The 11268-nt window shown below is 71.7% G+C and carries 12 protein-coding genes and 1 pseudogene; 6 read left to right on the top strand and 7 right to left on the bottom strand.

The window, feature by feature from the left end:
- The 3 genes and pseudogenes from EAO76_RS07265 to EAO76_RS07255 all read left to right on the top strand — a co-directional run.
- Nucleotides 1-137 (top strand): annotated as a pseudogene (locus EAO76_RS07265) (sensor histidine kinase); the annotation flags it as partial.
- Nucleotides 134-826, top strand: a complete 693-nt coding sequence (locus tag EAO76_RS07260; RefSeq protein WP_148834475.1) for a response regulator transcription factor — start codon at nt 134-136, stop codon at nt 824-826. The pseudogene EAO76_RS07265 and the gene EAO76_RS07260, both read left to right, overlap by 4 nt.
- Nucleotides 827-943: 117 nt before the next feature.
- A complete protein-coding gene (locus EAO76_RS07255; protein ID WP_148834473.1) occupies nt 944-1948 on the top strand; it encodes a 2-hydroxyacid dehydrogenase in 1005 nt (334 codons plus the stop codon).
- Between the two features lie 92 nt (nt 1949-2040).
- Here the strand turns inward: EAO76_RS07255 and EAO76_RS07250 are convergent, their stop codons facing one another.
- Together EAO76_RS07250 and EAO76_RS47495 are read right to left on the bottom strand one after the other, a co-directional pair.
- Nucleotides 2041-3936: an anthranilate synthase family protein gene (locus EAO76_RS07250; protein ID WP_148834471.1), complete on the bottom strand. Its 1896-nt coding sequence runs from the start codon at nt 3934-3936 to the stop codon at nt 2041-2043.
- A gap of 89 nt (nt 3937-4025) precedes the next feature.
- Complete coding sequence (locus EAO76_RS47495; RefSeq protein ID WP_148835614.1) at nt 4026-4082, bottom strand: trp operon leader peptide; 57 nt, start codon at nt 4080-4082, stop codon at nt 4026-4028.
- Nucleotides 4083-4187: 105 nt separating this feature from the next.
- On the opposite strand from EAO76_RS47495, the gene EAO76_RS07240 reads away from it, so the two are divergent.
- Complete coding sequence (locus EAO76_RS07240; protein ID WP_187438540.1) at nt 4188-5534, top strand: class II 3-deoxy-7-phosphoheptulonate synthase; 1347 nt, start codon at nt 4188-4190, stop codon at nt 5532-5534.
- Between the two features lie 170 nt (nt 5535-5704).
- The gene (locus EAO76_RS07235; protein WP_148834467.1) at nt 5705-6031 is read left to right on the top strand and encodes a bacterioferritin-associated ferredoxin; all 327 of its coding nucleotides are present in this window, start codon (nt 5705-5707) and stop codon (nt 6029-6031) included.
- A 14-nt stretch (nt 6032-6045) separates the two neighbouring features.
- On the opposite strand, the gene bfr is transcribed toward EAO76_RS07235, so the two are convergent.
- Nucleotides 6046-6525 carry a bacterioferritin gene (gene bfr, locus EAO76_RS07230; RefSeq protein WP_148834465.1) on the bottom strand — a complete coding sequence of 160 codons (480 nt, stop codon included), beginning with the start codon at nt 6523-6525 and terminating at the stop codon, nt 6046-6048.
- 155 nt (nt 6526-6680) lie between these two features.
- On the opposite strand from bfr, the gene EAO76_RS07225 reads away from it, so the two are divergent.
- Nucleotides 6681-7313, top strand: a complete 633-nt coding sequence (locus tag EAO76_RS07225) for a sulfite oxidase-like oxidoreductase (RefSeq protein ID WP_148834464.1) — start codon at nt 6681-6683, stop codon at nt 7311-7313.
- Nucleotides 7314-7354: 41 nt separating this feature from the next.
- Here the strand turns inward: EAO76_RS07225 and EAO76_RS07220 are convergent, their stop codons facing one another.
- From EAO76_RS07220 to thiS, 4 genes are all read right to left on the bottom strand, one after another.
- The gene (locus EAO76_RS07220) at nt 7355-8212 is read right to left on the bottom strand and encodes a deoxyribonuclease IV (RefSeq protein ID WP_148834462.1); all 858 of its coding nucleotides are present in this window, start codon (nt 8210-8212) and stop codon (nt 7355-7357) included.
- A 7-nt stretch (nt 8213-8219) separates the two neighbouring features.
- A complete protein-coding gene (gene pknB, locus EAO76_RS07215; protein ID WP_148834460.1) occupies nt 8220-10136 on the bottom strand; it encodes a Stk1 family PASTA domain-containing Ser/Thr kinase in 1917 nt (638 codons plus the stop codon).
- A 111-nt stretch (nt 10137-10247) separates the two neighbouring features.
- Nucleotides 10248-11042, bottom strand: a complete 795-nt coding sequence (locus tag EAO76_RS07210) for a thiazole synthase (protein WP_148834458.1) — start codon at nt 11040-11042, stop codon at nt 10248-10250.
- Between the two features lie 2 nt (nt 11043-11044).
- Nucleotides 11045-11268: sulfur carrier protein ThiS (thiS, locus tag EAO76_RS44365; protein ID WP_187438485.1), on the bottom strand; the 224-nt coding region annotated here is incomplete at its 5' end.

Here is an 11268-nt window from a genome sequence, read left to right as displayed (position 1 = left end):
GGGTCGCCCTGTCGATCCGGGGGAGACTGCGTGACCTGGGCGGCACGGCGGAGTTGATTTCGGTGCCCGGCCAGGGCACCGAGGTCGAGTTGAAGGTACCGAAGGTTTCACGGGGGAAGGCGGGAACAGCAGGATGAGCACGGAGAACACCCGGGGCACGGAGGAACGGCCCATCAAGGTCATGGTGGTGGACGACCACCCGATGTGGCGCGACGCCGTCGCCCGCGACCTCTCCGAGTCGGGCTTCGAGGTGGTGGCCACCGCCGGTGACGGGCCGCAGGCCGTCCGCAGGGCGAGGGCCGCGGTGCCGGACGTCCTCGTGCTCGACCTCAACCTGCCCGGCATGCCCGGCGTCCAGGTCTGCAAGGAGCTGGTCGGCTCCAACCCCGGGCTGCGGGTGCTGGTGCTCTCCGCCAGCGGCGAGCACGCCGACGTCCTGGAAGCGGTCAAGTCCGGCGCCACCGGCTACCTGCTCAAGTCGGCCAGCACGCAGGAGCTGACCGAGGCCGTGCGGTCCACCGCCGTCGGCGACCCCGTCTTCACCCCCGGCCTGGCCGGACTGGTCCTCGGCGAGTACCGCAGGCTCGCCTCCGACCCCGCGCCCGCCGCGTCCGACGAACCCAAGGCTCCGCAGCTCACCGAGCGCGAGACCGAGGTGCTGCGACTGGTCGCCAAGGGACTCTCGTACAAGCAGATCGCCGAGCGCCTGGTCATCTCGCACCGCACCGTGCAGAACCACGTCCAGAACACCCTGGGCAAGCTCCAGCTGCACAACCGGGTGGAGCTGGTGCGGTACGCGATCGAGCGCGGCCTCGACGACGTCTGAGCGCCGGCCGGGGCCGTCGGCCGGGCGGCGGGCCGGGGCCCCGGGCCGTATATTCGCGAGGGCCGGTGCCGGGGGACCGGCCCATGCCCCAGCTCCGCGCGGTGAACGGGAGAAGTCGTGGAAATCCTGGCCTTCGGCGTGCAGTCCGACGAGAAGCCGCTGATCGAGAAGGCGTTCGCGGGCCGGCACGAGGTCCGCTGCCTGGACGTCTTCCTGAACAAGGACACCGCCCCCATCGCGGCGGGCCACGAGATCATCTCCACCAGTGTCAACGCCGACCTGGGCAGCGGCGTGCTGCAGACCCTCGCGGCCGGGGGCACGCAGATGATCGCCCAGCGCTCCACCGGCTTCAACAACATCGACCTCGACGTGGCCGAGCGGCTCGCCCTGCGGGTCGCCCGGGTCTCCTCCTACTCGCCGTACTCGGTCGCCGAGTTCGCCTGGACCCTCGCGATGGCCGTCAACCGCCGCGTCGTACGGGCCGCGGGCCGCACCCGCGACTTCGACTTCCGGCTCGACGGACTCCTCGGCCGCGATCTGCACGGCCGCACGGCGGGGGTGATCGGCACCGGCAAGATCGGCGAGGCGTTCACCCGCATCGCCCACGGCTTCGGGATGGAACTGCTCGGCTGGGACGTCGCCGAGAACCCCGCCTGCGTCGAGCTCGGCATGAGGTACGTGGACAAGGAACGGCTGCTCGCCGAGTCCGACCTGGTCAGCCTGCACGTCCCGCTGCTGCCCGCGACCCACCACGTCATCGGCGCGAAGGCCCTGGCGCGGATGAAGGACGACGCGATCCTGATCAACTCCAGCCGCGGCGGACTCATCGACACCACGGCCCTGATCGCCGAACTGCGCGCGGGCCGCTTCCTGGGCGTCGGACTGGACGTGTACGAGGCGGAGGCCGGGCTCTTCTTCCTCGACAAGTCCCTGGAGGGCATCGACGACGACGCCCTCGCCCGGCTCGTCACCTTCCCGAACGTCATCGTGACCTCGCACCAGGCGTACTACACCCGGGACGCCGTGGAGCAGATCATCGACGCCACGGTGCGCAACGTCGCCGACTACCTGGCCGGCCGCCGCAGCGAGAACGTCCTCGTCCCGGCGCTCCCGAGGGCCTGAGCCCCGGCCCGCCCCGGAGAACCGGGACACCGGACCGGCCCGGAGGACCGGGCCCCGGACCGTCCCGGGCCCCGCCCGCTTCCTCCGGCTCTTCAGCCGGCCACCGGCAGCCCCGCCAGCAGCTCCGTCACGATCGCCGAGCCGCGCAGCGTCAGCACCGACTCCGGGTGGAACTGCACCGAGGCGAAGCCCGGCCCGCGCAGCGCGTGCAGCTCACCGGTCGCCGCGTCCCGGCTCGCCCCGATGCCGCGCGCCGCCAGCCCGGTGGCCGCGTCCTCGTCGCAGCGCGCGGTGAAGCTGTTGTAGAAGCCGACCGTCTCCGGCCGCCCGAACAGGTCGATCCGGGTCTGCGCACCCTGATACGGCACGGTCTTGCGGACGATGTCCAGTCCCAGCTCCGCCGCGATCAGCTCATGGCCCAGGCAGACCCCCAGCAGACCGTGCCGGTGCTCCCGGAGCAGCTCCGCGGCGAAACCGCGCAGCAGCCGCATCTTCGGATCGGACCCGTCGCCCGGGTCGCCCGGCCCGGGGCCCAGCACGACGGGCCCCTCGTGGGCCCGCACCAGCTCGCGCAGCCCCGGCTCGTCGTAGCGGCGCACCGACACGTCCAGTCCCGAGGAACGCAGCAGGTGCGCCAGCATCGCGGTGAAGGTGTCCTCCCCGTCGATCACCAGCGCCCGGCCCGACAGCTCGTGGGCGCGCTCCTGCATCCGCAGCCAGAACGGCGCGAGGCCGTCCCGCCGGGCGTCCAGCGCGGCCCGCACCCGCGGGTCGCCCGCCAGCCGGGGCCGGGCCTCCTCGTCCCGGGGCCGGCCGGGCCGCACCCCGAGCGCGGTGAGCACCCCGGCCGCCTTCGCGTGGGTCTCGGCGACCTCGCCGTCCGGGTCGGAATGCCGTACGAGCGTCGCCCCGACCGGCACCCGCAGCCGCCCGTCGGCCGAGATGTCGGCGGTACGGATCAGGATCGGCGAGTCCAGGGTCTGCGTCCCGTCCGGCTCCTGCCGCAGCAGGGCCAGGGCCCCCGCGTAGTAGCCGCGCCCGCCGGCCTCGTACCGCTCGATGACCCGGCAGGCGTTCTGCACCGGGGAGCCGGTGACCGTCGCCGCGAACATCGTCTCCCGCAGCACCTCCCGCACGTCCAGCGAGGAGCGTCCGCGCAGCTCGTACTCGGTGTGCGCCAGATGGGCCATCTCCTTGAGCCGCGGCCCGACCACCACCCCGCCCATGTCGCCGACGGTGCACATCATCTTCAGCTCCTCGTCGACCACCATGGAGAGCTCCTCGGTCTCCTTGCGGTCGGCGAGGAAGGACAGCAGGCTCTCGGCCGTCGGCCCCTCGGCGGGATAGCGGTACGTTCCGCTGATCGGGTTCATCACGACGGTCCCGCCGGACATCCGCACATGGACCTCGGGACTGGCCCCGACCAGCGTCCTGTTCCCCGTGTGCGCGACGAAGGTCCAGTACGCGCCCCGCTCACCGGCCAGCAACCGCCGGAACAGGGCCAGCGCGTCGGTCCGGCCGAAGCCGGGGATCTCGCCCCGGAAGGTCCGCCGGATGACGAAGTTCGCCCCCTCGCCCCGGCCGATCTCGTCCTCGACGACCCGCCGGACGATCCCGGCGTACTCCTCGTCCCCGATGTCGAAGGCTCCGCCCTCTACGCGCACCTCCTTCACCGGCAGGTGGTCCAGCACCTCGGCGAGCGGCAGCTCGTACGCCTCGTCCGCGACCAGCACGGACAGCGGCGTCCCGTCGTCGCGCACGTCGAAACCGCGCTCGGCGATCTGCCGGAACGGCACCAGGGCCAGCGAGGGCAGCTCGCCGACCGGGATGTCGGCGAGCCGGGCGGCCTCGTGCACCCGGCCGATCAGCACGTCGACGACGTCGTGGTCGTGGCCGGGGGTGCGCCTGCGCAGCAGGGCGAACGGCGGGCAGTCGTCGCCCAGCAGCCGCTCGACGACGGCGGCGGTGCGAGGGTGCAGCGGATTCATGGGGCGTTCCTTCCATCGGAGGAACGGCTCCCCGGAACACGGAGAAGGCCGCCCCTCGGGCGGCCTTCGCGTGGTCTGTCGCGCGATGATCAGTGGGCCGCCGGATGAGCGGTCCACCACCAGTTCTGGTTCTTCTGCGCGAACATGTCCCGAACCCTAGCCGACGCCGGCGCCGTCGGGACGCGCGTGTCTCACCTATTGAGCTTTCGGATGGACGCCCGGCCGGACCCCGTAGTGTTGGGGACGTGACCGTGAACGCCAATACCTCCGTCGCCGGTGGCAACACCTGGCGAGACCTTCCCGCGGCGCAGCAGCCCGAGTACCCCGATGCCGAGGCTCTGCGCGATGTGATCGCGGACCTCACGTCGTATCCGCCGCTCGTCTTCGCGGGCGAATGCGACCAGCTGCGTGCCCGTATGGGAGCCGTCGCCAAGGGCGAGGCGTTCCTGTTGCAGGGCGGCGACTGCGCCGAGGCATTCGACGCCGTGTCGGCCGACCACATCCGGGCCAAACTGAAGACGCTGCTCCAGATGAGTGCCGTCCTGACCTACGCGGCCTCCGTGCCCGTGGTGAAGGTGGGCCGGATCGCCGGGCAGTACTCCAAGCCGCGCTCCAAGCCGACCGAGACCCGCGACGGCGTCACCCTGCCGACCTACCGCGGCGACTCCGTCAACGGCTTCGCCTTCACCGAGGAGGCCCGGGTCCCGGACCCGGAGCGCCTGAAGCGGATGTACCACGCCTCCGCGTCCACGCTGAACCTGGTCCGCGCCTTCACCACCGGTGGTTACGCCGACCTGCGCCAGGTGCACGCCTGGAACCAGGACTTCGTGAAGTCGTCCCCGTCCGGCCAGCGCTACGAGGCGCTCGCCCGCGAGATCGACAACGCGCTGAACTTCATGAAGGCGTGCGGCACGGACCCGGGCGAGTTCAAGGCGGTCGAGTTCTACGCCTCGCACGAGGGCCTGCTGCTGGACTACGAGTCGGCGCTGACCCGCACCGACTCGCGCACCGGCGAGCTGTACGACACCTCCGGCCACATGATCTGGATCGGTGAGCGCACCCGCCAGATGGACGGCGCGCACATCGAGTTCGCCTCCAGGATCCGCAACCCCATCGGCATCAAGCTCGGCCCGACGACCACCGTCGACGAGGCGCTCGGCTACGTCGAACGCCTCGACCCCGAGCGCGAGCCCGGCCGGCTGACCTTCATCGTCCGCATGGGCGCCGACAAGGTCCGCGACAAGCTCCCGGCCCTGGTCGAGAAGGTCACCGCGTCCGGTGCCACCGTGGCCTGGGTGACCGACCCGATGCACGGCAACACCTTCGAGGCCGCCTCCGGCCACAAGACCCGTCGCTTCGACGACGTCCTGGACGAGGTCAAGGGCTTCTTCGAGGTCCACAAGGCCCTCGGCACCCACCCGGGCGGCATCCACGTCGAGCTCACCGGCGACGACGTCACCGAGTGCGTCGGCGGCGGGCACGAGATCTTCGTGGACGATCTGCACCAGCGCTACGAGACGGCCTGCGACCCGAGGCTCAACCGCAGCCAGTCCCTCGACCTGGCGTTCCTGGTCGCCGAGATGTACCGGGACCAGTAGGCATCACCGCAGGTGGCACGCGCATGACTGTGGGGCACGGATCGATGTGATCCGTGCCCCACGGGTCGTTCGGAGGCTTTCAACGCCTTCCCGCGCCAGGTAAGGTTAGGTTCGCCTCACCACTCAACGGGGAGGCGGCGAAGGACCGATCCCGCCGGGAGGTGAACCGCGTGTACGTCTGCTCGTGCTTCGGCATCACGGAGAAGCAGGTCAAGGAGCACGCGGACGCCGGAGCCTGCACGCCCCGGCAGATAGCCTCCGCCTGCAAGGCGGGCACCGACTGCGGCAACTGCGTCCGCGCCATCCAGGCCATGCTGGGCCGGGGCAGTTGCCCGCGGCGCGAGGCGTCGGCCCGGAAGCGGGCGTCCGGCGCCGCGGACGGCGACGCCCCGGCCACCACCGTCCCCGGGACCGACGACCGGATCGTCGCCCCCGGCACCGTCCCGGGCGCGACGCCCGGCACCGCACCCGGCATCCGGCTCCCCGACGCGGCCTGACCCTCCGGACCGGATCAGCTGTCCGGCTGCTCGATCTGCTGGGCGATGTACAGCGCCTCACCGAGCTTCTCGACCAGTTCCAGCTGGGTGTCGAGATAGTCGATGTGGTGCTCCTCGTCCTCCAGGATCGACTCGAAGATGTTCGCCGACGTGATGTCGCCCTTGGCGCGCATCAGCTCGATGCCGCGCTTGAGGCGATCGATCGCCTCCACCTCGACCTGGCGGTCGGCCTGGAACATCTCGGTGACGGTCTGGCCCACCCGGACGTGGAACAGCCGCTGGTAGTTGGGCAGCCCGTCGAGGAAGAGGATGCGGTCCGTGAGCACCTCCGCATGCTTCATCTCGTCGAACGACTCCGAGCGGGTGTACTTCGCGAGCTTCGTCCAGCCGAAGTTGTCCTGCATCTTCGCGTGCAGGAAGTACTGATTGATGGCGGTCAGCTCTGCGGTCAGCTGCTCGTTCAGGAACTCGAGGACCTCGGGGTCGCCCTGCATCGCAGAGGCTCCTTCCAACCGATGAAAACGGGCAAGTTGGCCGCATCCTCGCATTGCACCCCGCAACCGTCCAGTAAGTGCAGACTTACTATGAGTTGCCCGAATCGCCCCCTCCTTGGTCGGGACCACCCCTGCCTGTCTGTCACCATGGAGGCATGGGTCAGCCGGAAAGCCGGGAACACCGCGCGTCAGAGCAGTCCGAGCTTCCGCCGGGACAACGACTCCAGCGCGGCTGGCCGGTCACCCATTACGGGCCCGTTCCCAAGTTCCGGCCCGAGCGCTGGGAGTTCCGGGTCTTCGGGGCCACGGCGGACGGCGAGAAGCACTGCTGGAACCATCAGGAGTTCTCGGAGCTGCCGTTCACCTCGGTCGTCGCCGACCTGCACTGCGTCACCAAATTCAGCATGCTGGGCGCCGAATGGGGCGGGGTCCTGGCCCGTACGGTCCTGGAACTCGCGCCGCCGGCACCGCACGTCACCCATGTGATGGTGTGGGCCGAGTACGGCTTCAGCTCGAACCTGAGGCTCGCCGACTTCGCCTCGGACCGAACACTTTTCGCCACTCACAAGGGCGGAGAACTGCTCACCGCGGAGCACGGTTTCCCGCTCCGCCTCGTCGTGCCGCACCTCTACGCCTGGAAGGGGCCCAAGTGGGTCCGGGGCGTCGAGTACATGACGGCCGACCGCCGCGGCTTCTGGGAGGAGCGCGGCTACCACAACATCGGTGACCCGTGGCGCGAGCAGCGGTACTCCTACCAGGAGGAGCCCGGGGACGGCCCCGAGCTCTGACCTGGCGGCCCCGCGCGGGGCCGAGGATCGGGAGGACCGGCTCAGTCCGTGTCGCGCAGTCCCTTCAGCCGGGCCACGTCCGCCGCGTGACCCTCCTTGCCGCCGGGCGTCTCGATGATCAGGGGCACACCGGCGGTCGCCGGGTGGCGGAACAGCTCGCGGAAGGGCTCCTCGCCGATGTGGCCGGAGCCGATGTTCTCGTGCCGGTCCTTGTGGGCCCCGACCACGTCCTTGGAGTCATTGGCGTGGATCAGTTTCAGCCGTCCTTCGCCGACCGTCTCCACCAGCAGGTCCAGGGTCCGCCGCATGCCCGCGGGCCCCGCCAGGTCATGGCCCGCCGCGTAGATGTGACAGGTGTCGAGGCAGACGCCGAGCCTGGGATGGGCGTCGAGCGCCTCGAAGTACGGCCCGAAGTCCCAGGTCCGGGAGCAGAGCGAGAACCCCTGCCCGGCGGTCGACTCCAGCAGCAGGTACGGGTCGTCGTCGTGGGTCAGCTCGTCCAGCAGCGGCCGCATGTGGGTACGGACCTGGGCCAGGGCCTGTTCGCGCGGCCGGCCGCCGGTCGCCGAGCCGGTGTGCACCACGACGCCCAGGGCGCCGATCTCCCGCGCCCGGCGCAGCGAGTGGCGCAGCGACAGGACGGACTTCTCGACCGTCGCCTCCGTGTGCGACCCGAAGTTGATCAGGTACGGGGCATGGACGTACGCCGGTACGGACCGTGCGGCGCACTCCTCCCGGAACCGCTCGTCCTGGACCGGGTCGCCGACGGGGGTCGCCCAGCCGCGCGGGTTGGCGACGAAGACCTGGACGGCCTCCGCCCCCATCTCCCGGGCGTAGGGGAGGCCGACCTTGGCGAGTCCGCCGGCCACCGGAACGTGGCCGCCGACCGGGTTGCGCATGTGGATCTCAGAGTCCCTTGGTCTTGATGGTGATGGTGCTGCCCTCGGGGGCCTGGTCGCCCCCGTCGACGGACTGGCTCGCGATGGTGTCGCTGAACGAGAGGAACGGGCGGTCGACCTTGACCTCGAAGCCCGCGTCCTCCAGTTCGGCCGTGGCCTCGTCGACGTCCTTCCCGGTGACGTCCGGGACGTCGATCATCCGGGGGCCCTTCGAGACCGTGAGCGCGATGGTGTCGCCCTCGGCCGCCTCAGAGCCCTGGCCCGGCGACTGGCGGGCGATGTCGCCCGCGACCTCGGGGGAGTTCACCCGGTCGGGGAGCACTTCGGCCTTCAGGCCCTCCTCCTCCAGGGCCGCGGTGGCGTCCTCGACGGACAGCCCGGTGACATCGGGGACGTCGACCGGGGTGCCCTTGCTGAGGACGAGGGCGACCGCGGAGTCCGGGTGGCGCCCGGTGTTCGCGCCGGGGTCCGTGCGGATCACGTCGCCCCGCACGATGTCCTCGCTGAACTCCTTGGTGACCATGCCCGACACCAGGCCGACCTTCTTCAGTTCCTTCCTGGCGTCGGCCAGGGAGAGGCCCCGGAGCTCGGGCACCTTCACGATCTCCGGCCCCCGCGAGACGACGAGGGTCACCGAGGCGTTGCCCCTGACGCGGGCGCCGGGCTCGGGTTCGCTGCTGATGACCTTGCCGCGCTCCACGGTGTCGCTGTAGCCCCGTTCGACGGCCTTGACGTCCAGACCGGCGTCCGCGAGCCGCTTCTCGGCGTTCTTCTGGGTCTGGCCGAGCAGCGCGGGGACCCGGGTGAACTGCCCCGAGTTGATGTACCAGACGCCGGTGCCGATCCCCAGTGCCAGCAGCACGGCGACGACCGCGACGAGGACGGAGCGCGGCGGCGCACCGCGGCGGCGGTCCCGCGCCGCGGGCCGCGCGGGCTCCGGAGGGGGCATCTCCAGCCGGCTGGTGTGGTGCGAGACGCCCTGGTCGGCCGGGAGCAGCCGCGGGATCACGCTGGTGCGGTCCTCGGTGGCGTCGTGCGTCTCGGCGGTGGCCTGCGGAGGCATGGCGTCCAGCTGGGCGTCGGTGAGGCCGGTGCGCGCCTCGCGGGTCCGGGCGAGCAGGGCCACCGCGTCGAACGGGCGGGCCTCGGGGTCGCGGGCGGTGGCGGCGGCCACCAGCCCGTCGAGCTCCTCCGGGAGCCCGGGGACGACGGCCGACGGCGGCGGGACGTCCTCGTTGAGGTGCTGGTAGATGACCTGGGCGGGGGTGTCCCCGCCGTGCGGCTTGGCACCGGTCAGCATCTCGTACAGGACGACGCCGCAGGCGTACACGTCGGTACGGGTGTCCGCCGTGCCGTGCTCTATCTGCTCGGGGGCGAGGTAGGAGACCGTGCCCAGGACGGACCCGGTGGTGTTGGTGACGGACCCCACCGCCCGCACGAGTCCGAAGTCGGCGACCTTGACCCGGCCGTCGTCCCCTATCAGGACGTTCTCCGGCTTCATGTCGCGGTGCACGAAGCCCGCCCGGTGCGCGGCGCCGAGGGCGGCCAGGACCGGCTCCAGGATGTCCAGCGCGGCCCTCGGCTGCAACGCGCCGCGGTCGCGCAGCACGTCGCGCAGGGTGCAGCCCGCCACGTACTCCATCGCCAGGTAGACGTACTGCTCCTGCGCGCCCTGGTCGAAGACGGCGACCACGTTCGGGTGCGCGAGGCGGGCCACGGACTTGGCCTCGCGGATGAAGCGCTCGACGAACGTGGCGTCGGTCGCCAGCGCCGGATGCATCACCTTGAGGGCGAGAACCCGGTCGAGCCGGGTGTCCACGGCCCGGTAGACCGTGGCCATGCCGCCCACGGCGATGCGGGCATCGACGCGGTAGCGGCCGTCGAGCAGCTGCCCGACGAGAGGGTCCTGGAGGGTCGTATCCACGCAGGTGAGTCTACGAGCCGCCACGGACCCGGCTCACGGGCCGGGGCGGACCCGGAGCCGTACTGCAGCCGAGCCGTGACAGGGACATGAACCGCAGACCGTCCCGGCGGATCAGAAGGCCGGGCGCTCCGGATCCAGCCGGGCACGCCCCTCCACCGGCGACGACGCCTCGGCGAAGTGGCGGCGCGGAATCCGGCCCGCCCGGTACGCCAGGCGCCCGCCCGCCACCGCGTGCCGCATCGCCGCGGCCATCAGCTCGGGCTCCTGGGCCCGGGTCACCGCGGACGCCAGCATCACCGCCGCGCAGCCCAGCTCCATCGCGAGCGCCGCGTCCGAGGCCGTCCCGGCACCCGCGTCGAGGATCACCGGCACCCGGGCCTGCTCGACGATCAGCCGGAAGTTGTGCGGATTGCGGATGCCGAGGCCGGAGCCGATCGGGGAGCCCAGCGGCATGACCGCCGCGCAGCCCACGTCCTGGAGCCTGCGCGCCAGCACCGGGTCGTCATTGGTGTACGGCAGCACGGTGAAGCCGTCGTCCACCAGGATCTCCGCGGCGTCCAGCAGCTCGATCGGGTCGGGCAGCAGGGTCCGCTCGTCGGCCACCACCTCCAGCTTGATCCAGTCGGTGCCGAGCGCCTCGCGGGCCAGCCGGGCGGTCAGCACGGCCTCGCCCGCGGTGAAGCAGCCCGCCGTGTTCGGCAGCACGCGGATGGCGAGCCGCTCCAGGACGGAGAGCACCGAGCCCTGCACGGTCGGGTCGAGGCGGCGCATCGCCACGGTGGTCAGCTCGGTGCCGGAGGCGATCAGCGAACGCTCCAGCACGTCGAGGCTGGGCGCCCCGCCCGTCCCCATGATCAGCCGGGAGCCGAAGTCGGTGCCGCCGAGGGCGAAGAGGTCGTCGGACACGGTCAGCCCCCCTGGACCGCGGTCAGGATCTCGACGCGGTCGCCGTCGGCCAGCACGACGGCGGACCACCGGCCCCGCGGCACGACGGTCTCGTTGACGGCGGCGGCCACGCCGGAACCCGCGGTGGTCAGGGCGGCGACCAGGGTGTCCAGGGCGGTGCCCGCGGCGAGCGGGCGGACCTCGCCGTTCACGGACACGGAGAGGGCGGCGGGGGACGCGCCGGGCC

It is taken from the genome of Streptomyces sp. sk2.1 (assembly GCF_008120935.1).
In the GTDB taxonomy this organism is placed as follows: Bacteria; Actinomycetota; Actinomycetes; order Streptomycetales; family Streptomycetaceae; genus Streptomyces.
The sequence above is the reverse complement of the archived record's forward strand: the minus strand, read 5'-3'. Positions and strand labels throughout refer to the sequence as shown.